15 protein-coding genes are annotated in these 21,948 nt (G+C 65.4%); 8 read left to right on the plus strand and 7 right to left on the minus strand.

Annotated elements, in window-relative coordinates:
• The first annotated feature begins 9 nt into the window (after positions 1-9).
• The 3 genes from AC1RNP_RS08260 (at position 10) to AC1RNP_RS08270 (ending at position 8,851) form a co-directional block, all read left to right on the plus strand.
• Positions 10-3,732: a hypothetical protein gene (locus tag AC1RNP_RS08260; RefSeq protein ID WP_493050770.1), complete on the plus strand. Its 3,723-nt coding sequence runs from the start codon at positions 10-12 to the stop codon at positions 3,730-3,732.
• An 86-nt stretch (positions 3,733-3,818) separates the two neighbouring features.
• Entirely contained in the window at positions 3,819-7,157 is a 3,339-nt protein-coding gene (locus AC1RNP_RS08265; protein ID WP_493050771.1) for a DUF6923 family protein, read from the plus strand.
• Positions 7,158-7,396: 239 nt separating this feature from the next.
• Positions 7,397-8,851 carry a sensor histidine kinase gene (locus AC1RNP_RS08270; protein ID WP_493050772.1) on the plus strand — a complete coding sequence of 485 codons (1,455 nt, stop codon included), beginning with the start codon at positions 7,397-7,399 and terminating at the stop codon, positions 8,849-8,851.
• On the opposite strand, the gene AC1RNP_RS08275 is transcribed toward AC1RNP_RS08270, so the two are convergent.
• The 5 genes from AC1RNP_RS08275 to AC1RNP_RS08295 form a co-directional block, all read right to left on the minus strand.
• Entirely contained in the window at positions 8,848-9,705 is an 858-nt protein-coding gene (locus AC1RNP_RS08275) for an ATP-grasp domain-containing protein (RefSeq protein WP_493050773.1), read from the minus strand. The two genes, AC1RNP_RS08270 and AC1RNP_RS08275, sit on opposite strands and share 4 nt — an antisense overlap.
• A 235-nt stretch (positions 9,706-9,940) precedes the next feature.
• On the minus strand, positions 9,941-11,125 hold the full coding sequence (locus tag AC1RNP_RS08280; RefSeq protein ID WP_493050774.1) for a family 16 glycosylhydrolase: 1,185 nt from the start codon (positions 11,123-11,125) through the stop codon (positions 9,941-9,943).
• 98 nt (positions 11,126-11,223) lie between these two features.
• On the minus strand, positions 11,224-12,369 hold the full coding sequence (locus AC1RNP_RS08285; RefSeq protein WP_493050775.1) for a family 16 glycosylhydrolase: 1,146 nt from the start codon (positions 12,367-12,369) through the stop codon (positions 11,224-11,226).
• A 96-nt stretch (positions 12,370-12,465) separates the two neighbouring features.
• Positions 12,466-13,668 (minus strand): mandelate racemase/muconate lactonizing enzyme family protein, encoded by a 1,203-nt coding sequence (locus AC1RNP_RS08290; RefSeq protein WP_493050776.1) that lies wholly within the window; start codon positions 13,666-13,668, stop codon positions 12,466-12,468.
• On the minus strand, positions 13,665-14,642 hold the full coding sequence (locus tag AC1RNP_RS08295; protein WP_493050777.1) for a glycoside hydrolase family 88 protein: 978 nt from the start codon (positions 14,640-14,642) through the stop codon (positions 13,665-13,667). Before AC1RNP_RS08295 ends, AC1RNP_RS08290 begins: the two co-directional genes overlap by 4 nt.
• Before the next feature lie 207 nt (positions 14,643-14,849).
• Between AC1RNP_RS08295 and AC1RNP_RS08300 the strand changes: the two genes are divergently transcribed.
• From AC1RNP_RS08300 to AC1RNP_RS08320, 5 genes are all read left to right on the plus strand, one after another.
• Positions 14,850-15,875, plus strand: coding sequence for a DUF4432 family protein (locus AC1RNP_RS08300; RefSeq protein ID WP_493050778.1), 1,026 nt, complete (start codon positions 14,850-14,852; stop codon positions 15,873-15,875).
• A gap of 31 nt (positions 15,876-15,906) precedes the next feature.
• Positions 15,907-16,551, plus strand: coding sequence for a 2-dehydro-3-deoxy-6-phosphogalactonate aldolase (locus tag AC1RNP_RS08305; RefSeq protein WP_493050779.1), 645 nt, complete (start codon positions 15,907-15,909; stop codon positions 16,549-16,551).
• An 11-nt stretch (positions 16,552-16,562) separates the two neighbouring features.
• Complete coding sequence (locus AC1RNP_RS08310; protein WP_493050780.1) at positions 16,563-17,525, plus strand: alpha/beta hydrolase; 963 nt, start codon at positions 16,563-16,565, stop codon at positions 17,523-17,525.
• Between the two features lie 61 nt (positions 17,526-17,586).
• Positions 17,587-18,306 (plus strand): IclR family transcriptional regulator, encoded by a 720-nt coding sequence (locus AC1RNP_RS08315; RefSeq protein WP_493050781.1) that lies wholly within the window; start codon positions 17,587-17,589, stop codon positions 18,304-18,306.
• A gap of 79 nt (positions 18,307-18,385) precedes the next feature.
• Positions 18,386-19,660, plus strand: coding sequence for an MFS transporter (locus AC1RNP_RS08320; RefSeq protein WP_493050782.1), 1,275 nt, complete (start codon positions 18,386-18,388; stop codon positions 19,658-19,660).
• On the opposite strand, the gene AC1RNP_RS08325 is transcribed toward AC1RNP_RS08320, so the two are convergent.
• Both AC1RNP_RS08325 and AC1RNP_RS08330 read right to left on the minus strand, forming a co-directional pair.
• Positions 19,639-20,811, minus strand: a complete 1,173-nt coding sequence (locus AC1RNP_RS08325; protein WP_493050783.1) for a mandelate racemase/muconate lactonizing enzyme family protein — start codon at positions 20,809-20,811, stop codon at positions 19,639-19,641. The two genes, AC1RNP_RS08320 and AC1RNP_RS08325, sit on opposite strands and share 22 nt — an antisense overlap.
• The gene (locus AC1RNP_RS08330) at positions 20,808-21,740 is read right to left on the minus strand and encodes a dihydrodipicolinate synthase family protein (RefSeq protein WP_493050784.1); all 933 of its coding nucleotides are present in this window, start codon (positions 21,738-21,740) and stop codon (positions 20,808-20,810) included. The genes AC1RNP_RS08325 and AC1RNP_RS08330 overlap by 4 nt, the downstream gene beginning before the upstream one ends.
• Positions 21,741-21,948 lie beyond the last annotated feature (208 nt).

Here is a 21,948-nt window from a genome sequence, read left to right on the forward strand (position 1 = left end):
GGGCAGGCCATGAAGATCAAGATGAAGCTTCTCGACTACACCCTGATCGGCCTGCTCGCGGGCATGCCGCCGCTCGCTGTGGCGCAGGAAGCGCCGGCAACGCCAAAACCCGAGGCAACGCCCGGTGCGGCGCAAGACGCACCCGACTGCGCCGGCAACGAATGCAGCTCGGAAGAAGGCCTGATCTTCAAGTTGCGCAGTTTCGGTGAGCGCGATCCGGTATCCAAGGCCGGAGAAGACGCCTCGTCGACGGTGCTGCAGCCGGATCGCCGCGTCGACATCGGCATGCCGTCGTCGGGCCGCGCCACCGTTGCCGGCAGCTTCAATCTGCAGCTGGACAACGGCGGCGTGATCTGGGCCACCGAGGATCCCGCGCTGAGCGAGCCGGAGCTGTCGATCTCGGCGCCGGGCTTCGTCGCGTTCGATGGTCGTACCATCACCAAGCCGGTGCAGTTCTACGTGCGCAGCAACTACTCGTCCTTCATCGAGCGCTACGAGCTGAAGGTGTACCGCGCGGTCGACACCGATCTGGTCGAACCGCTGGCCACGGTGCCGCTGGACGTCGCCGCCGTGTCCAACGCGGATTGGGATGGTGCGCTGCCGGCCCAGCACCGCTTCCGCGCCGGCGACGAGCTGATTTACGTATTGCGCGCCTACGACAAGGAAGGACATTTCGACGAAACCCAGCCACGCACATTGCAGCTGGTAACGCCGGAAGAAGCCGAACGCGGCGGGCGACAAGTGCGCGAGAGCATCGAAAAGTCGCTCGGCACATCGCTGACCATCGATCAGGCGCAGAGCCAGGAACTGATCGACGAGGCCTTCTCCGGCAACGGCCTGCGCCAGCAGAACATCCCGATCTACGGCTCGCGCATCCGCATCCAGGGCCGCAACCTGCCACCGGGCTACACGCTGCTGATCAACGGCGACAGATATCCGGTCGATCTGGAGCGCAAGTTCGTCGCCGAATACCTGATGCCGGTGGGGAAGCATGATTTCGCGGTCGAGCTGCGCAGCGGCAGTGATGGTCTCGGCGGCAAGCCGGCCGGCGATCCGCAGGGCATTCGTCATACGCTGAGCGTCGACGTCACCGGCCGTTATCTCTTCGGCGTCGGCCTGGCCGATGTGACGGTGTGGCAGAACAAGATCAGTGGCTCGGTCGATCCGTTCACGGTCGACAGCCGCTACGCCGACGACGTGATCAGCGATGGCCGCCTCGCCTTCTACGGCAAGGCCAAGCTCAAGGGCAAGTACCTGATCACCGCGCAGGCCGATACCACCGAGCGCGATCTGGAACATCTGTTCGACGGATTCGGCCAGGCCGATCCACAGGACATTTTCCGTCGCCTCGATCCGGATCTGTATTACCCGGTGTACGGCGACGACTCCACCACCTATCGCGATGTCGACACGATGGGTCGCTTCTACCTGCGCGCCGACTGGGACAAGAACCAGGCGCTATGGGGCAATTACAACACCGGCATCAGCGGCACCGAATACGGCCAGTACGTGCGTTCGCTGTACGGCGCGGCGCTCAACTGGCGCTCGCGCGGCAGTAACGCCTGGGGTGATCCGGGCACCGAGTTGCGCGTCTTCGGTTCCGAGGCGCAGACCGCGCCCGGCCACAGCGAGTTCATCGGTACCGGCGGCAGTCTGTACTACCTGAAGCATGCCGATCTGCTGCCGGGCTCGGATGTGGTGGTGCTCGAAATCCGCGACATCACCACCGGGCGCGTCGAGAACCGGGTGACGCTGCAACGCGGCGCCGATTACGAGATCGACGAACTGCAGGGCCGCGTCCTGCTGACGCGGCCGCTGGCGATCATCACGCGTGAGAACCTGCGCACCATCACGCGCGACACGCCGCTCGACGGCTACGAGCAGCGCCTGATCGCGGACTACGAATGGGTGCCGTCCGGTTTCGATGCCGACGAGATCACCGCCGGTTTTCGCGGCAAGCACTGGTTCGGCGACCACGTCGGCGTCGGTGCCACCTACGTCGACGAGAATCGCGCCGGCGAGGATTACACGCTGGCCGCGGGCGATCTCACCCTGCGCGCCGGTCGCGGCACGTACTTGAAGGCCGAATACAGCCAGACCGAATCGTTCAGCGCCCCGGTATTCTTCTCCGACAACGGCGGTTTCACCTTCACTCAGCTCAATCCGGTCGGCCCGCGCGAAGGCGAGGCGAAAGCGATCGAAGCGCGCGTCAATTTCCGTGAGCTGGGCTGGACCGCGCGCGACATCAGTGCCGGCGCCTGGTGGCGCCGCGTCGGTGCCGGTTATTCGGTCAGCCGCTTCGATCAGGGCCTGGAAGTGGAAGAGCAGGGCGTCGAACTGCTCGGCCAGTTCACGCCCAGCTTCGGACTGTACGCGCGCTACAGCGAAGCCGATCGTGGTGGTGAATCGCTCGACCAGGCACAGATCACAGGCGAATGGCGTGCCAGCGACTTCGACACCTTCACCGCGGAACTGCGCAGGATCGAGGAAAAGCGACTGACGGGCGATGCGTCCGGCACGCTCGCGGCGTTGCGCTACGCGCACAAGGTCGGCACGGCGTTGGACTTGTACGGCACGGCGCAATTTACCATCGGCGAGGAAGGGACCTACGCCGACAACGACGCCTACACCGTCGGCGGCAAATACCTGTTCGGCGATCTGTCCACGGTCGGCGCCGAGGTCACCCATGGCGATCGCGGCGATGCCGCGCAGGTGAATGCCGAATACCGGCTCAATCCCGAGCACTCGGTGTACGGCAACTACACCTATTCGACCGACAGCACCCAATACGATTCACTGTTCAATCCGGCCCGCCAGAACGGATGGACGCTCGGCCAGCGCTGGCGGCTATCGCAGCAGGTCAATCTGTTCAACGAAAGCCAGTTCCTGAAGAGCCGGCAGGAGTCGGGGCTGGCGCACACTTTCGGCATGGATTTCTATCCGGCGCAGGGCTGGAACCTGGGCTTCACGCTGTCGGACGGCGAGCTGACCAACAGTGACGGCGGCGAAGTCGACCGCCGCGCGATCAGCATCAGCGGCGGCCGTACCTCGCCCGACACCGACTGGCAGAGCAAGCTGGAATGGCGCCGTGACGAAGGTGCCGAGCGTCGGCGGCAGTGGGTGAGCACCAATCGCCTGCTGCACAAGATCAACGAGAGCTGGCGCATCGCGGCACGCTTCAATTATTCCGACACCGACGACGAGATCGATCCGAACGCCGGCGCGAAATTCATCGAAGGCAACTTCGGCTTCGCCTGGCGGCCGTGGAACAGCACGCGCTGGGGCGTGTTCGGCCGCTACACCTATCTGTACGACCTGGCCACGCTGGCGCAGGTCAACGGCGCCACCTACGACCAGAAGTCGCAGATCCTGTCGCTGGAAGGCGTGTACAAGCTGGACCATCACTGGGAGTTCGCCGGAAAGCTGGCGCGACGCGAGGGTGAAGTCCGCTTCGGCCGTGGCACCGGTCCCTGGTTCGATTCGGCCACCACGTTCGTGGCCGGACAGATTCGCTATGAGCTGCGCCAGAAATGGCATGCGTTGGCCGAATATCGCCGGTTGGATGTCAAGGACGGCGGCGTGCGCCAAGGATGGCTCCTTGGCGTCGACCGCGATCTGGGGCGCAATCTGCGCATCGGTGCCGGCTACAACTTCACCGACTTCAGCGACGACCTGACTGATTTCGACTATGACCACAAAGGCTGGTTTCTCAACTTTGTGGGGAGCTACTGAATATGGCTGTCAACTGTGCTCGCATGGCCCATGCCTGTCCTGGCGTGGGTGTTCTTTCCCGCTCTCCATCGACGTCAGCGCAGGCGATGCCGCTGCGTGGGGCAGTGCGCTGGCTCGCGGTCGCCGCCTTGTGCGCCATCGTCGCGGTGACGGCGCTGTGGAGCAGCGACGCACGGGCGCAGATCGTCTTCCGCGAGACCTTCGGTTCGGCCAATGCCACGTTGCCGACCGCGCAGAGCACCGCCGACGGTAATTGGGTCAACACCTGCCTCAACGGCAGTATCGTCAATACCGGTGGCGATTCCGCTTCCGACGGCGCCGCGTCGACGCATTACCTGTTTCATAACACCGCGGGCGGCGGAACCTGCACCTACGCCGCGGGACAGGCAGTCTGGCGCACGGTTTCCGCTATCACGGTCGAACCGAACAAGACCTACGTGTTCTCGTACTGGACGATGGTGGCCAACCAGGTCAGCGATCCCGTGCTGACCCAGGCGATCACGCCGAACGCGGGCACGATCAGCGTCGTCAGCACCGTCAATCCTGTTTATCCCGAGACCAACAATGCCTGGATACGGCGCATGGTGATCTTCACCACGAGCGCCACGACCACGTCGGTGAACCTGCGCATCAACAATGCCAATACCACTGCTACCGGCAATGATTTCGGTGTGGACGACGTCCTGCTGGCCACGATGCCGACGGTGACGCTGACCAAGACCACGCAGAATGGATCGGGTGGCCCGTTCGGCTTCACCCTGGCCAACACGACCCGCACCACGGCCAGTGTCACGACCGCTGCCGCCGGCACGCCGGCCGTGGTGGATGGGGACCCGAACGCCGCGATCACCGATTTCACCGCTTCGGCCCTCGGTGTGGCGATCACCATCAACGAATCGTCTCTGCCCGTCTTGTGGAACTTCAGCACCGCCAGTTGCACGAACTCCGCCGGCACGCCTGTGGGAACCTTGAGCGGCCGACAGATCACGATTCCGGCCGCCGCGGTGGCGGTGGGAGAGCGATTCGAGTGTTCGTTCGTCAACGCTACGCCTCCGAGCTTTGGCTCCTGTACTTCCGACATGTATCTGGGAGTGGGGGCGCCGACGCAACTTCACAGGATCGACACCAGCACCAATCCGTTTACCTATCCCGCGATAGGCACGCCCTATTCCCCTGGCTACAACGCCATGGGCTACGACCCCGCGAGCAACTATATTTACGCGACGCGATGGGATACCGACACCAGCACTTACCGCATGCTGCGCATTGCCGCCAATGGCGTGGTGCAGGATGCGGGCGCCATCGCCGGTGGCGGGATCAATGCCAGCGGAACAGGCATCGCTTCGGGCGAAGTGGGCGCGGACGGTTTCTATTACATCAAGGACAACGGTTCCGTTAACCAGTTGTGGCGGGTCGATCTCACCACCAGGACCGCCACGCTGATCACGCTCAGCCGCGCCATCGCGTCGGCCGACCTCGCCTGGTACAACGGGCAGCTTTACGCGCACGACCAGCTCACCAACAACATCAACCGCATCAATCCCGCCACGGGCGCCGTCACCACGGTCGGGCCGTCGTTGGTCGCGAATGGCGCCGATGGCTTCGGGTCGATGATCAGCGCCAGCAACGGCATCTTTGGCCGTCTCAACAGCGGCGGTTTCTACAGGTTCGATACGACAACCGGCCGGGGCACGCTGATCTCCGATGCGCCGGCGGGGGCGGGCGACGGAACCAAGTGCCCAACCAGCCCGCTGAACTTCCCGGCCGACCTTGCCATCACCAAAACGGACAACAGCACGACGTACACGGCGGGGACCAACGTCACCTACACCATTGTTGTCAGGAACAACGGGCCGTTCGGCGTGCAGGGCGCGCAGGTGGTCGATCCGCTGCCGACCGGCATCAGTTCGGCCAACTGGACCTGTGGCAGCGCCACCGGCGGCGGTACCTGCGGCGCCGCCAGCGGCAGCGGTGCGATCAACACCACCGCCAACCTGCCCGCCAACGCGTCGGTGACCTACACATTGACGCTGTTCGTGCCGTCCACCTTCTCCGGCAGCCTGACCAACACCGCCACGGTGACCGCGCCGGCCGGTACGGCCGATTCCAATTCCGCCAACAATTCCGCAAGCGACACGGATACCCAATTCCCGCCGCCGGCCTCCAACATCGCCAACATCAGCTGCACCAGCGATGCCAGCCTGTTCAATACCGCTTACGACGGCGCTGGCGGCCGCTTGCCATCCGGCCCCGATACCTATTGGCAGGTTGCGCTGACCACGACGCCCGTCACCGGCGCACCGCCGGCCGGGTTGACCTACAACACCGCGGTGGTGGTGACGAATCCACCGCCGGTCTACGTGACCTCGCCTTACGGCAACGCCAACTGGATCTCCCACGCCGCCGATGCGATTCATCCCACGGGGGTGAACTACGACGTCTTCTATCGCTACCAGGTCAATCTACTGCCCGGCACGAATCCGGTGACTTTCGATCCCAGGCTGGATTTCTACAGTGACAACGCGGTGTACGAAGTCTGGGTCAACGGCGTGGCGCAGAACATCCATTCCAATTACGGCGCCAGCGACCCCTATTTCTATCTCGGTTACCAGGCTGGCAATCAGGCTGCGGGCACGTTGACCGGCCCATGGCAGAGCGGTCTCAACGAGATCGTCGTGCACATCAAGTCCGCGGCGTCCGCACAGGCCTTCCTGGCGCAGGTCCTGCTGCCGCAATCGGTTTGCGACCCGGCTTCGGTGAGCTTGAACAAGGTCACGCGCATCGTCGCGGGCGGACAGTTCAGCTTTGGGCTGACCAACACCACGCAGGCCAGTGGCACGATCACCACCACCGCGGCCGATACGCCCACCCAGGTGGATGGCGATGCTTCCTCGGCCGGCACGGCGGAACCCTTCACGGTCAGCACCTTCGGTACCGACGTGGTCATCACCGAAAACTCGCTGCCCACCGGCTGGCTGCTCGACGATGTGACCTGTACTTCCAGCGGTACGCCGGTGGGAAGCCGTTCCGGCAATGCGTACACGATTCCAGGCAGCTTGATCGACGCGAGCGGCGAGAGCTTCATATGCACGTTCACCAACATGCCGACGGTGAACCTGCGCATCGACAAGGCCGCCAATCCGACCACGTTGCGCAGCGGCGACGACGTGACCTACACGATCACGGTGAACAACGACGGCCCGGGACCCGGCGACGGCGCGGTGCTGACCGATCCGGCGATCACGGGTGTCGACTGCAGCGCCGGAACACTTGCGTGCGGCGCCGCGACCGGCGGTGCCGTCTGTCCGGCTTCGCCGACCGTGCCCGATCTGCAAGGGGCGGGCATCACGATTCCCACCTTCCCGGTGGGGGGCTCGATGCAGTTCACCTTGACCTGCACGGTGACCGCCAGCGGCGAGCCGTGATTCCCGAGGTCGCACGCGGCATCCGTCGCGTTCCATCGCGCCGGCACTGACGGAAGGTCAGTGCCGGCAGTCGTTCTGTCGAAGGCGGGCCGCATGGCGGCCGATGATGTTCGCTTTCTAGGAACGCGATCACATGTCTCGCGGTGTCAACTCTGCGACCAGGGGTTTATATTCCCCTCACTCAATCGCGCAGCGAAAGTCCGCGCAGTGGAAGTTCGGCGCGGTACGGAACAAATCCCATGAGCAGTCGCTCTTCCGCCCCTCTATGGCGCGCGAATCCATGGCGGGCGATCTCCGCTTGGCTGGCGCGCGTGCCGATCGAAGATCCCGTCGACCGTCGCAACGCCCCGATGCTGCAGATCGTGTTGCTGCTGCTTGGTGTGCTGCCGCCGCTGGCGTGGGCCTACCGGTTGATGAGCGGCATCCCGTGGCGTCGCGGTGAGACGTTGAGCCTGAGTTTGAGCCTGGCGCTGAGCGCGCTGGCGATTTTCAGCTTCGTCCTGATCCGCCGTGGCCGCCTGCAGTGGGCCGTGCGCCAGCTGATGGTGGTCGTGGCGGTGGCGATGATGCTGTCGTATGTGGGCAACGGGTTCGACGCGAACCGGTTCGAACATCCCGTGCAGGTGATGTGGCTGGTCATCGCCGGGCTGATGGTCAATCGCAGTGCGCTGTGGCTGATGTACGGATGGACCGTGCTGGCGTTCGCGATCGGCGTCTGGCGCGATGTGCAGGCCAAGGTGGAAGCGGCCGTGTCGGCCGTGAACCTGAGCGTGGACGCGGCGATCAGCGCGGCCATCTTCCTGTTTGTCGCGATCGTGGTCGACCGCAGCATCGCGGCGCTGCGCGAAAGCCTAGGCGTCGCCATGCGTCGCGGCGACGAACTCGCGCATGCCAACCGGTTGTTGCAGGCCGAGATCGCCGAGCGCGAACGCGTGCAGGTACAGCTGATCCATGCGCAGAAAGTCGAGACCATCGGCCGCCTGGCCAGCGGCGTGGCACATGATTTCAATCATCTGCTGGGCCTGATTCTGGGCTATTCGAATCTCGCCGGACGTGCTCCGGACGACGAAGAGTTGCAAAAGATGCTCGGCGGCGTGGATTCGGCTGCACGGCGCGCGATGGCGATCAGTCAGAAGCTGCTCAACTTCAGCCGCCGGGATCTGGCGCGGCCTGAAACGTTCGATGTCCGCCTAGCGCTGCGCGAAATGCAGCTGCCTTTGCGTCAACTGTTCGATCCGGCGGTCGAGATCGCTTTCGCGCTTCCCGAACAACCGGTTCCGATCCACTTCGACCGCACGCATTTCGAACTGGTGATCCTCAACATCGCGGCCAATGCCGACCACGCCATGCCCGAAGGTGGACGGTTCTCGATCGTGTTGAAGCAGCTGCGGGACGATGCTTCTTCCATCGTCCTCGAGCTCAGCGATACCGGCCATGGCATGAACGAAGAAGTGCGCGCGCGCATCTTCGAGCCGTTCTTCACCACCAAGCCGAACGGGGAGGGCACCGGGCTGGGATTGGCGGTGGTGCGTGATCTCCTCGTCAATGCGTCGGGTCACATCGATGTGGAGAGCGAGGTCGGCGGCGGAACCACTTTCAGGATCCGCCTGCCGGGAGACATGGCCTTGCCTGATATGGACGAGCACAGAATTGCCGCCTGGCAACCCGGATCCATTGCCGCCGAGCGGGATTAGCGCCGAAGCCGCGCGACGACCGCATCCGCCAGGCGCTCGGTCGCGCCCGACGCCAGTCCGAGGAACAGCGACGGTTCGATGAGTTCGACTTCCTGCACCCGCACCTGCCCGTCGTCATCGGTGGCGACGTCGACACGCGCATAGAGCCAGCCTTCGGGCAATGCGGCGGCCACGGTGCCGGCGATCACGACTTCTTGCGGATCGGGTATTTCAATCGCCTGCGGCTCCTCGAAGCCGCGACGCGCGGAAGCCAGCGTCGGCGGCCGCCGCACCGCATGGCTGAGCCGGCCATCGATGTAGATGTAGGAGCGCTCGCCTTCCACTTCGAACGTGCTGAGGTACGGCTGCAGCATCAGGTCGTGCTCCGACGACAAGGCATCCACGACCGGTTGCAACGCAGCGGCATTGTCGTGATCGACGATGTGCGTGCCGGTCGCCCCCGCTGAAATGGCGGGCTTGACGACCAGTCGCGACCACGCGGTTTCGCGCAGGACGCGCTCCAGATTCGGTGCGCTGCCGCGATCGAACCATTGGGTTGGCGTGATCGCGATGCCCTGGTCCGCCAGGTCGCGCAGATAACCTTTGTGCAGATTCCATACCACCAGCCGCGCGGGGTTGTGCAGCACGGAGGTCGCGTCGACTGTTTCGGCCCAGGCGCGGAAGGCAGCTGCGTGCAGGTGACTATCCCAGGTCGAGCGGATAACGACCGCGCGCGCGGAACGCCATGACGCTGCCGGGTCGTTCCAGACTACGGGGCGCGCGTCGAGTCCCCTGGCGGCGAAGGCGGTCAACAGGCCGCGATCGTCCTCGACGAGATCACGGTGTTCGGCGCTGGTGGCGATTGCGATATCCATTCGGTGTCCATGCGTTGCGAAAAGCCCGCGCCGACGTCGAACAGCAGGTGATCGATCAGGCGAGGGGCTGTCGAGCATACAGTGGCGCTGGATGTCGTGGCACATCGATGGTGGCTACGATCACAAGCATGCATGGCGAGATTCATAGTGGGCTATGCGTGTCCTCGTCTGGATGGCTGTAAAACGAAAGGGAAGGCGCGCAAGCCGATGCCGCGCGCCTTCCCGTATGCAGACGTCAGGGCACACGGACGAACTTGACGGCCCCCGCGCGCTGGCAACCGGTGTGGATGGCATTCGTGACCGACTGTCCGGCGGCGGAGCTTGCCTTGTTGAAGTAGTACTGACCGAGATCGACCCAGCCGGAGCTGCCTGTCCTGAAATTCAGCGAGGAGGTCTGGGTGCCCGATGCGGTGCGAACCGTGATCTCCGCCTGCGTGTCCGCGTTGGGATGGACCACTTTGTAGATGTAGACCTGATAGTTGCCGGACTGATTGAAGCCGGGCGCGAAGACGGCGGCATCGCCGGCGGTGCACGAGTAGCGCTGTGGCATCAGCCCGAAGCCGGCGATGGTGCTGTCTGCCCAGCCCGCACCGCTCTCGCTATAACCGTAGCGGCCGTTCATCACATATTGATCGCGTTTGTAGAAGCGGACGTTGTCGTAGATCTGAACGGTCCCGCCCGTGTCCACCGGTGCGATGTAGGCAAGCGCGGTCAGCCAGATGTTGATCGGGTCCTGGCGGTAGGTATCCGTCGGATAGCTCCGGGTGCAGTACTTGACGCCGTCGAAATAGAAGTCGATCGCGCCCTCGCGCCAGTCCGCGCCGTAGGTGTGCAGGCCATCTGCCGTGGATCCGCCATTGGGGACGGTGTAGGTCGTACAACGGCTGGGCGTGTTGTTCCCGGATCCCGCCTGGCCATCCCAGATCTGCAGACCGCTCGGTACGGAGCGCGGACTCTGCGAGTCGATTTCCGACTGGTCGATTTCGAGCCAGCGACCCGGTGCGAAGGTATTACTGCCGTCGCCGGCCATCATCCAGAACGAGTTGTGCCAGCCGCGATTGGATGTGGTGCGTGCCTGCACTTCGAAGTAGCCGTAGCCGAACTTCTGTTTGCTGACGACACCACCGCCGGTGTAGTTGTAGGTGACGCCGTTGACGACGTTGGTCTCGGCTTCCATCAGCAGGTTGAGCTGGTTGTTGACGATCACCGCGTTGTCCGGCTCCTGCACGCTTAGGCGCTTGGCATCGGTGCGAAAGTTCCAGAGCGATGTGTTGACGGCAGTGCCGGTGAAGGTGTCTTCCCACGCGATGCCGTAGAGCGGCGAGGGTGGCGCCGCGTATGCAGCTTGATCGAGTGCGGGTGCCAGAACGAGTACGGAGAGCAGTGTGAGCCGAATGCCACGAGCGTGAAAGCTAGACATGCGTTTCTCCTGTGTCGGCGCATGAAAAGATGGCGGGGGCCGACCAGCCCGCCTTCGCGCGTCACGCGCGATGCTTGGAAGATTCCTTGTGAGGGAAATCAGGGGGTGCGGACGAACTTGACAACGCCCGAGCGCTGGCAGCCGGAACGGACAGTGTTCTTGACGTACTGCGCAGTCCCGGAGTCCCCAAAGTTGAAGTAGAACTGGCCGAGATCGACCCAGCCGGAACTGCCAGTGGTGAAGTTCACGGAGGTCGTGCTGGTGCTGGTCGCGCCGTGTACCGTGATTTCCGCCTGCGTATCTGCGTTCGGGTGCACGACCTTGTAGATGTAGACCTGGTAGTTGCCGGATTGGTTGAAGCCGGGCGCGAAAGTGGCGGTATCGCCGGGGGTGCAGGAATAGCGTTGCGGCAGCTTGCCGAAACCGGTGAGCGTGCTGTCGGCCCAGCCACCGCCGCTTTCGCTGTAACCGTAGGGTCGGTCGTTCATGATGTACTGGTCGCGCTTGTAGAAGCGGACGCTGTCAAAGATCTGAGGCGTGCCGCCTGTGATCACCTGAGCAGCGTTGGCGATGCTGGTCAGCCAGATATTGACCGGATCCTGGCGATAGGTATTTGTCGGATACGCGACGGTGCAGTATTTGACGCCGTCGAAGTAGTAATCGATCGCGCCCTCGCGCCAATCCGCGCCATAGGTATGCAGATCATCGGCCGACGATGTGGTGAGAATTTTATTGGGGCAGCGTGGAGCCCCAAGGCTGGCGCCATCTTCTATGCCATCCCAGATGTTCAGGCCGCTCTGGATGACCTTGGGCGCCCCCGTCTCGATTTCGAACTGATCGATCTCGAGCCAGCGACCCGCCGCATAGGTGTCATGGCCGTCACCGGCCATCATCCAGAACGCGCTGTGCCAACCGGGGTTGGACGTGGTGCGCGCTTGCACCTCGAAATAACCGTAACCGAATCGCTGCTTGCTGATGACGCCGCCGCCTGTGTAGTTGTAGGTGACGCCGTCGACGACATTCGTTTCGTTTTTCAGAAAAATATTGAGCTGGTCGTTGACGATCACGGCGTTTTCTTTCTTCTGATAGCTTTTCAGCTTTGCGTCCCTGCGGAAATACCAGCGCGTCTCGTCGACCGATGCGCCGCTGAAGGTGTCTTCCCATGCGAGGCCGTAAAGCGGAGAAGGTGGCGCTGCATGCGCGGCCTGGTGAAGCGTGGGTGCCAGAACGAGTACGGAGAGCAATGCGAACCGAATGCCATGAGCGGGAAAGCTACACATGCGTTTCTCCTGTGCCGGCACGGGAAAGTTGGCGGGGGCCGACCAACCCGCCTGCGCGCGTCATGCGCGATGCTTGAGCAATTCCTTTTCTCGGATGGCGATTCCAAGGCCGGGCGCCTGCGGCGCGGCGAGATATCCGTGGTCGAGCGTGATCGGTTTCTCGATCACCGCATTGCCAATGGGATTGCGGCCGATCCAGTATTCGCAGACTAGGCTGTTCGGCATCGCGACCGCGAGATGCGCGCTGGCGGCGACGTGGATCGCCGAGCCGATGCTGACATGCGGCTGGAAGGCGAGTCCGAAGTCGTCGGCGAGTTCGGCGATGCGGCGGCATTCGGTGATGCCGCCGGCGCGGCAGACGTCGGGCTGGACGATGTCGATCGCACCAGCGCGGATCAGTTCGACCACCTCATGCCGCGACATGATCGAGTCGAGCGCGATCGGGATCGACAGCGCCCGCGCGAGTTCGGCATAGCCTTCCACATCCTCGGGCGGGATCGGCATCTCGAAGAAGCCGACGCCGATGGCTTCGAGCTCGTGGCCCAGCCGCATCGCGTCGGCGCGCGCGTAGACGCCCGCGGCATCGGCGTAGATGGCGAAATCCTCACCCATCGCATCGCGTATCGCGCGGATCGTGCGCAGATCGCCGCGCACGCCGCGGCCGATCGCGATCTTGACGCCGGGGTAGCCAGCCTCGCGCAGTGCGCGCGCTTCGTCGACGAGTTCGGCCAGCGCTTCATCCGGCGCATCCAGCGGCAGCGCCGGCAGCCCCGAGGCGTAGACGCGCACCGCATCGCGCATGCGTCCGCCAAGCAGTGTCGAGATCGGTGCACCGGCGGCCTGTCCGGCGAGATCCCACAACGCGATGTCGACGCCGCTGATCGCTTCGAGCCAGAAGCCCGCGCGATGTCCGCGCACGCGCATGCCGGCGTACATCCGTTCCCACAGCACCGTGGTCTCGCGCGGATCGGCGCCGAGGACGATGTCCGTGAGCAGCAGCTCGATGATCTTCGCGGTGACCTGCGGCGCGACCGGTGCTTTCGCCTCGCCCCAGCCGATGTGTCCGGTATCGGTTTCGATGCGCACGACCACGGTGTCGATCGTGCGCGAATAGACGAAGCGGCGACGCAAGGGCGGCGGGTATTCGGTCGAGAGTTCGCCGGGGCCGTGCCGTTCGCTGCCCCAGGCGCGGCTGCCCCAATAAGGTTTCGTGTCGATGGGCTGAGCCTGGATCGGAACGGCTTCGACGCGGACGATCTTCACTTCGCGCTCCTCGCGAGCATGAGCAGAAGCGGCCCTTGGCCCCAGGGAAAAATGCCGAAGGGCCGGGTCGCATAGACATGAGGTTCGCCGACCGGCGTTGCATCGCTCACCAATCCGAGCGCGCCGTTCTCGTCGACATGGCGCAGGACGGCGGCGCGCGCGCGCGAAGCGACCGTGGCGTAGGCGGGGTCAACCAGTTCGCCCGCGATCGCGACGGGCAGCGTCGCCGCGATCATCGCGGCGAGCGTGGTTTCCAGATAACTGCGTTGATCGGTGAGGATGGTGTGGAACAGTCCGGAGGAATCCTGGCGCGCGGTCAGCTCGGCGACCAGCGAGGCGAGACGGTCGCGCAGTTCGGCATACGCAGGGTGCGTTCGCGGCAGCACTTCGAGTGTTTCGACCAGACCCATCAGTGCCCAGCCGTTGCCGCGCGCCCAGTAGGCGCCGTTGCGGCCCGCGTAGTGTTCGTGGCCATGGCGAAACAGGCCGCCGGTGTCGTCCTGCAACGCGCGCGCGTAGCCGAGCAGTTCGTCGGCCGCCTGGTCGAAGTAATGGTCCTCGCCGGTCGCGATCGCCAATCGCGCGAGAAACGGGCCGTCGATGTCCATGCAGTCGACCCAGATCTGGTGACGCCAGCCGGGCGTGTCCGGTCGATGGCAACGCGCGCCGGTGGTGGCGTCAGGCGTGAAGCCGGCATTGAGCGCGGCCAGTGCGCGCGCGGCGTCGAGCATCGCCGGATCGCGCTCGCGCTCCCAGATCGCGAGCAGCTCGTGGCCGGGCGCGACATGATCTTCGTTCGTGCGCGCGGCACCACGCCCGAGCCAGCCGCGCATCAGGCCGAGTACGTATCCGTGATAAGCGGGATCGTCGAGCACGTCGCCCGCGGCGATCAGGCCACGCAATGCGATCGCCTCGCCGAAACCCCACAGCCGGAAATTCCAGCGGGCCGTCGTCGCGGCGACGCGGGCGAGCAACTGCCGTTCGGGCGCAATGGGCAGGAGCGGGCCAGCCTCTGAGCCGGCCGGCCGCCAAGATCCGGTCGCTGACGCCACCTTCACCCTCCCCACTCCCATGAGGGGGCGGACAATATCACTAAATTAGCAACATATCAATTGAAGTATGGCAGTCTTTGCCATTATATGAATTTAATGTTACTTATACAGCCACATTAGAGGTCGCCGATGAGAGAAGACAGCCCGCGCTTCGGCCAGCACCGCAATACAGCCTGCCGCCTGCGTGATTTCGTATGGCGTGGCCGTCGCTGCCTGTCGCTGGAGAACGAGACGCTCCGGGCCGTGCTGTGCGCCGACAAGGGCGGCGACATCCTGGAGTTGCTGCACAAGCCGACCGACACCGAGATGCTGCATCAGGCGCCGGCGGGGCTGCCGCATGCGCTCGATGGCGCTTCCTCGCCGCTGGCCGTTGGCGCTTTCCGCGATCAGTTCCCCGGTGGCTGGTATCTGATGCTGCCGAACGGTCCCGCACCTTGCCAGCATCGCGGCGCCGACTATGGCCAGCATGGCGAAGCGACTTTCCTCACCTGGGAGGTCACGTGCGACGAGGACCGGCCGGAGCGGATCTCGATCACGCTGCACACCCGGCTGCGGCGCATGCCGCTGGCGGTCGAGCGCCGCGTGTCGCTGGCGCAGGGCAGCGGAACACTGCGGCTCGATGAGCGCATCACCAACGAGGCGGGGCATCGGATCGAGGTTCTGTGGGGACATCACCCGACCTTCGGCGCGCCGCTCATCGAAGCCGGTACGCGCATCGACCTTCCCGTGGGTATCGAAGCCGCGGCCGATCTGTTGGTCGTGCCCGACGACGCGACGAAGCTGCATGACTTCACGCGCTTCGATCATGTGAGCGAGGGCTGGTTCGCCGTCTCCAATGCGCGTCGTGGCGCCGGCGTCGCGCTGCGCTGGGACGAGCAGCGTTTCCCGGTGCTGGGACTGTGGCGGATGCTGGGTGGAGAAGGCGACTATCCGTGGTATGGCGCGCGCAGGATGATCGCGCTGGAACCCGCCTGTGATCTGCCCTCGCTCGCGGAAGCCGCGCAGCGCGGTACGGCGATCAGCCTCGCACCGAACGAGACGGTCGCGACGCGGGTCGAGGCGACGCTGTTCGCGCCGGGCGGACGCGTTCGCGGCGTGGATTGGGATGGCGTGATCGAATTCGAGGAAGACCGGGTCGAGGAGGGCGCGGCGTGATCAGATCGAACATTCGGATGGAGCCGTGGCGATGATGACGCTGTCCGCCGCCGCGCGCCTGTGCCCGCTGATCGCCATCCTGCGCGGCGTGCGTCCCGACGAGGTGGTCGACATCGGCGGCGCATTGGTCGACAGCGGCTTCGCGATCGTCGAGGTGCCGTTGAACTCGCCATCGCCTTTTGAAAGCATCAAGGCGCTGACGGCCGCTTTCGGCGACCGCGCATTGATCGGCGCCGGAACGGTGTTGACCGCCGACGCCGCCGATCGCGCGATCGATGCAGGCGCCCGTTTGCTGCTGGCGCCGAATTTCGACAGTGAAGTGGTGTGGGCGGCACGCGAGCGCGATGTCGAGGTGATGCCGGGCGTCGCCACGATGAGCGAGGCGTTCGCGGCGCTTTCGGCCGGCGCGGCCGCGCTGAAATTGTTTCCGGCGCGCGAGCTTGGCGCGGGAGCCGTGTCGGCATGGCGCGCGGTGTTGCCGGCAGAAACGCTCGTGTTCGCCGTGGGCGGCATCGATGAAAACAATCTGGCGCCATTCCTCGATGCTGGCGTCGCCGGCTTCGGGCTGGGAAGCAGCCTGTATCGTCCGGGCGATGACGCCGCCACGGTCGCGCGCGCGGCCGAGCACGCGGTCGCAGCCTGGCGCGGCGCGGAAGCGAAGAAGAAATCACGCTGAGGAGGGGCGCGATGCATCACGAACCTTCCGTGGCATCGATCGCCGCACCGGTGTATCGCGACTTCGCAGCTTCCACGATCGAGCCGACACGGGTGCTGCCGCTCTGGCCCGATGCGATGCCCGGATTGCCGGCGCCGCCGATCACCGAATTCGTCGACGATCAGATTCTTGGAGGCGGGATTCTCGAAAACGGCTTGCGCAAGCGCGTGGCGCACCGGGTGACGTGCCCGACGCTGTCGTATTTCGCGCCGCGCGATCCCACGGGTGCGGCGGTGCTGCTGATTCCAGGCGGCGGCTATCAGCGAGTTGGCATCGATCACGAGGGAGAGGAGTACGCGCGCTGGATGACGTCGCTCGGCGTGGCGGGGTTCGTGCTCAAGTATCGGCTGCCCGTCGATCGCTGGGGCGCCGGGCCTGACGTCGCGTTGCAGGATGCACAGCGCGCGATGCGATTGATCCGTCAGGGCGGACAGGGCCGATGGACGATCGATCCCAGGCGCGTGACGGTTTTCGGTGCTTCGGCTGGCGGGCATCTCGCGGGCAGTCTTGGCATCCGCTTCGATGATCGCGTCTATCCCGCCGGCGATGATGCGGACGGCTTACCGGCGCGTCCCGATGGGCTGGTGCTGCTCTATCCGGTGATCTCGATGGTCGAGCATGCGCATGCGGGCAGCCGCGAAGCGTTGTTCGGCGGCGCGCCGACGATGGCGCAGCTGACGGCCTATTCGCTCGAACGCAACGTGCCCGCAAACATGCCGCCGGTGCTGCTGATCCACGCGGCGCAGGACCGCGAAGTCTCCGTCGAGCAATCCGTGCGGATGTACCAGGCGGTGCGTGCGGCCGGTGGCACCGCCGATCTGCATCTGTTCGAGGAAGGTGATCACGGTGTCGGACTGCGCGCCGATCCATCGCTGCCGATCGCCGACTGGCCGGGACTGGCGCGACGCTGGCAGGTGCGTCATGGATTGGCGTGAAGAACGGCACGGTGCCCGCGATGCTCTAGCCGCGCGCAGGCGGCACGGCTAATCTGCACACATGCGCGTCAAGCCGAATGCCCAACCGAACCAGAGCCTGATCGACGGAATCCTGACGCTGCAGGCATTGGCCTCGGCGCCAGAACCGATCGGATGCCGCGAACTGGCGCGCCAGCTCGGCGCCAATGCGACGCGCGTCAACCGGCTGCTGAAGACGCTGGCCTACATGGGCATCGTGCGTCAGACCTCCGATCGCAAGTACACCTCCGGCCCCGGCATGCACGTGCTGGCCGCGCAAAGCCTGTTCGCGTCCGGCCTGATCCAGCGCGCGCTGCCGGTGCTTGAGCGGCTGCGCCGGTTCGGCCACACGGTGGCGATGGGCGTGCTCTGGAACGACAGCGTGAGCTACCTGTTCCACGCGCCGCCCGGCATCGAGGCGGCACGCGGACTGGGCCGCATCGGCCTGCTGCCGGCCACCACCAGCGGCATCGGCATCGTGTTGTTGTCGCAACTGCAGGACGAGGACGTGCGCGAGCTGTATGCCGGTCGCGAGATCCCGCGGTTCCCGGCGGGCATCGACAGCCTGCTGGAATTGCTCGTGCGCACCCGCGAGCAGGGCTACGCGCGCGTGCACGTGGCAGACGATCGCGATCACCACATCGTCGCCGTGACGGTCGGGACGCCGGTGTATGCCGGGATCGCGATGTCCGGCTGGATTCCCGAGTCGGCCACGGCCGAGCTGGTCGACGCCTTGCGTTCGGCGGCGCAGAGCATTGGCTGAGAGCGCCTCGCCGCGACTTCATTTGCTTTGTTGCTAATTTAGTAATACTTTCCCGGTCGTTCTGGCGGGGAGTGTGGGCATGGCGATGACAGAGGGGGGCAGCGGAGGCCGCGGCTGGTTGCGTTGGACCCTGCTTGCCCTGCTGTTCTTCTCGACAATCCTCAACTACCTCGACCGCCAGGCGCTGTCGATCCTCGCGACCACCATCCAGGCCGATCTCGATATCAGCGACCTGGAATACGCGCATATCGTCCAGGCATTCCTGCTCGCCTACGCGGTGGCCTTCCTGGCCGCGGGGCGGATCACGGACTGGCTGGGCTCGCGCTGGGCGCTGACGTTGTTCGTGACGTGGTGGTCGATCGCCAATCTGCTCACGGGCATGGTGCGCAACGCCTGGCAGCTCGGCGCCGCGCGTTTTGCACTTGGCCTGGGCGAGCCGGGCAACTACACGGTCGGCGCCAAGGTGGTGTCCGAACGCTTTCCGCCCGCCGAGCGCGGCCTCGCGATCGGCATCTATACCGCCGGCGCGATGATCGGCGCCACGCTGGCGCCGCCGCTGATCGGCGGCGTGGCGATGGCCTACGGCTGGCGCTCGGCATTCTTCGTCACCGGCGCGGCTGGCCTGGTGTGGCTGATCGGATGGCTGTGGCTGCATCCGCGCGAAGCGCGCCCGCCGCAGCCGGCCGACGCGCGTGGCGAACGCGCGCTGTGGGGCGATCTGCTGCGCGATCGCTCGCTATGGCTGTTCGCGCTCTCGCGCGCGGTGGCCGATCCGGTCTGGTACTTCTACCTGTTCTGGTTCCCCAAATATCTCAACGATCAACGCGGCATGACGCTGACCGCGATCGCGGCGTCGGCATGGCTGGTCTACCTCGCGGCCGACATCGGCAGCATCGGCGGCGGTGGCATTTCCAGCGCGATGATCAAGCGCGGGATGGCGCCGGTGCGCAGTCGCCTGCTGGCGATGTCCGGCGCGGCGATGCTGGCGCCGATCGGCGTGTTCGCGGCGTTCCATCCGAGCTTGCCGCTGCTGTTCGCGATCGCCTCGCTGGTGGTGTTCGCGCACCTGGTGTTCCAGATCAACATCGGCGCGCTTGCGGTGGATCTGTATCCGAGCCGTTACATCGCCACGGCATTCGGCATCATCGGCGCTGGCAGCGCGTTCGGTGGCATGTTGTCGGCGCAGGTGGTGGGCAGCCTCGTCGCGGGAGGCCATTTCGATCGCAGCTTCCTGATCATGGCGACCTTGCATCCGGTCGCGCTGGGCGTGGCATGGCTGGCGGTGCGATCGGCGCCGCGCTCGCGACTGATCACGAATGCCGCGGCGTCAGATCAGGACACCGGTTCGGCGTAATCCCAGAAGCGCTTGCCGGGACGCACGCCAAGCCCTGGTCCGCTGGGCAGGCGATAGCTCCGGTCGGCGTAGGCCATGTCGGTGTCGAGCAGTTCCAGCGCGCGCGCGAACACCGAGTGTTGCCACTCGTGCCGCCACAAACCAGGGAGGGTGACCGAGGCATGCAGGCTCGCGGCGAGGAACAGCCCCGTGCCGATGGTCGCGTGCGGCGCCGTCTGCACGCCGTCGGCTTCGGCCAGTGCGTTGATGCGGAGGAACTGGGTGATGCCGCTATGTCCCATCTCCGGCTGGATGAAGCGCACCGACTGATGCGACAACCGCAAGCGCACTTCGTATTCGGTGTACCACTCTTCGCCGGCGGCGATCGGTGTGGGTGAGTGCGCCGAGAGCCAGGCCAGGCCGGCGACGTCCTCCGGTTTCACCGGCGCCTCGACGAAATGCAGGCGGTACGGCGCCAATTGCTCGATCAGGGCAAGTGCTTCGTCGGCCGAGAATTTCCAGTGCAGATCGGCCATCAGCAGCGCGTCGTCGCCGAGCGCCTCGCGCAAGGCGGCGACTTCCTCGACGATCCCTTCGCTGCTGATCACCGCGTGGATCTTGAACGCGTCGTGGCCTTGTTCGTGAAATCGACGCGCCATCTCGACGCGTCCTTCCAGCGTGGCGGCGGGCAAGCCCGACAGGTAACCCGGCACGCGCTCGCGTTGCCGCGAACCAAGCATCTGCCAGAGCGGCAGGCCATGCGCGCGGGCGCGCAGGTCCCACAGCGCGATGTCCAGCGCCGTGATCGCGTCGACATGGAATCCCGAGTTGCAGCCGCGCACGCGCATCAGGCCGTACAGATCGTCCCAGATCCGCTCGACGTCTTCCGGATTGCGGCCGATCAGTTCGGGCGCGAGCAGGTCGTTGATGATCTCGCAGGTCGCGCGCGGCGCGCAGATGCCATAGGTTTCGCCCCAGCCCTCGCTGCCGTCGGCGCACGTCACGCGTACCGCCACCGAGCGGTCGAGCGACGGATAGAGCGTGCCGTTGCCCTTGCGCACCACGTAGCCGCGCGCGTTGACGTGTTCGCCCGGACCGAACGGGCCCAGGTAGGGCGTGTCGCGCGGCACGGTGACGATGAAGGTTTCGACCTTGGTGACGAGAGGGTTCATGCGGGCATGCGGGCGCGGCGTTCGGGCGCGCCGTCGATGGGGACCAGATCGGCGATGCGTGCGAGCAGGGCATCGAGTTCGTGCTGATCGTACCTGTCCAGCGCCGGTCCGGGCGCGCGGACGTGATCGCTGTCGATCAGGCCGCGCCGCAGCAGCACCGCCTTGGTCAGCCGCCAGCGGAACACCGCCTGCATGTTGAGCAGGGGCAGGGTGCGTTCGAACAGATCGCGCGCGCCGCCGACGTCGCCGCGCTGGAAGCGCGCCAGCATCTCCACGTGGATCTCGGTGATCTCGCAGGCGGGCATGGTGCCGATGGCGCCGCGCTGCAGCTCGTCGATCACGTGACGCGCGCCGGCGCCGCCGAACACCGCATCGAGCGCGTCGCCGGCTTCGGCTGCGAGCGCGGTGATGCGATGGCCCGATGGCGCGGTTTCCTCCTTGACGTAACGGATGCCCTCGACCGCTCGCACGAGCGCCGCGATCTGCGCCACGCCCAGCCCGATCCCCATCGGCGCGGGCGCGTTCTGCAGCATGATCGCGATGCCGGATGCGGCATGGATGTCGCAGAAGTAGCGCGCCATGGCTTCGGGATCGCCCGCATGCGCGTGCGGCGTGAGCACCATGGTGGCGACGGCGCCGACGTTGGCACCGGCGCGCGCCAGACGCGCCGCCACCTCGGCATCGGGATGACTGGCGCCGACGATCAGCGGAGCGCGCCCCTGGATCCAGTCACCGAGTGCCGCCGTCACTTCCAGCCGCTCGTCGACCGACAGCATGTCGTATTCGCTGGCGAGGCCCGGGAAGACGACGCCCGCCGCGCCGGCGGCCAGGATGTATTCGAGCACGTTGCGGGTGCCGTCCGGATCGAGCGCGCCCGAGGACGTGAAAATCGTCGGGAGTATGGGAAATACGCCAGCCAGCCTCGTCATGCGCCGTGTCCTTGAACTTGCAGGTGGAATCGATGAAACCGGCCTGCGGAGCGGCGAAGCTCCGGCGGACCGTTTTGCGTGGGCCTTGCTCTGCGGACTATTATTGCTATAATAGCGACAAATGGCAACGGGAGCGCCCGAGCGGACGGGCGGTTCCGAACGACAAATCCGTAGAGGTAAAGAGCGACCGGGAGGGAGCGCTCTGATC

The organism is Luteimonas sp. GW821-FHT14E02, from assembly GCF_058803905.1.

Bases quoted from the DNA above. Each gene is read 5' to 3' on its own strand.
- AC1RNP_RS08330 (WP_493050784.1), bottom strand. From the start codon at position 21,740: ATGACGAGGCTGGCTGGCGTATTTCCCATACTCCCGACGATTTTCACG.
- AC1RNP_RS08315 (WP_493050781.1), top strand. From the start codon at position 17,587: ATGCGCGTCAAGCCGAATGCCCAACCGAACCAGAGCCTGATCGACGGA.
- AC1RNP_RS08310 (WP_493050780.1), top strand. From the start codon at position 16,563: ATGCATCACGAACCTTCCGTGGCATCGATCGCCGCACCGGTGTATCGC.
- AC1RNP_RS08270 (WP_493050772.1), top strand. From the start codon at position 7,397: ATGAGCAGTCGCTCTTCCGCCCCTCTATGGCGCGCGAATCCATGGCGG.
- AC1RNP_RS08265 (WP_493050771.1), top strand. From the start codon at position 3,819: ATGCCGCTGCGTGGGGCAGTGCGCTGGCTCGCGGTCGCCGCCTTGTGC.
- AC1RNP_RS08300 (WP_493050778.1), top strand. From the start codon at position 14,850: ATGAGAGAAGACAGCCCGCGCTTCGGCCAGCACCGCAATACAGCCTGC.
- AC1RNP_RS08305 (WP_493050779.1), top strand. From the start codon at position 15,907: ATGATGACGCTGTCCGCCGCCGCGCGCCTGTGCCCGCTGATCGCCATC.
- AC1RNP_RS08275 (WP_493050773.1), bottom strand. From the start codon at position 9,705: ATGGATATCGCAATCGCCACCAGCGCCGAACACCGTGATCTCGTCGAG.
- AC1RNP_RS08260 (WP_493050770.1), top strand. From the start codon at position 10: ATGAAGATCAAGATGAAGCTTCTCGACTACACCCTGATCGGCCTGCTC.
- AC1RNP_RS08320 (WP_493050782.1), top strand. From the start codon at position 18,386: ATGGCGATGACAGAGGGGGGCAGCGGAGGCCGCGGCTGGTTGCGTTGG.
- AC1RNP_RS08280 (WP_493050774.1), bottom strand. From the start codon at position 11,125: ATGTCTAGCTTTCACGCTCGTGGCATTCGGCTCACACTGCTCTCCGTA.
- AC1RNP_RS08325 (WP_493050783.1), bottom strand. From the start codon at position 20,811: ATGAACCCTCTCGTCACCAAGGTCGAAACCTTCATCGTCACCGTGCCG.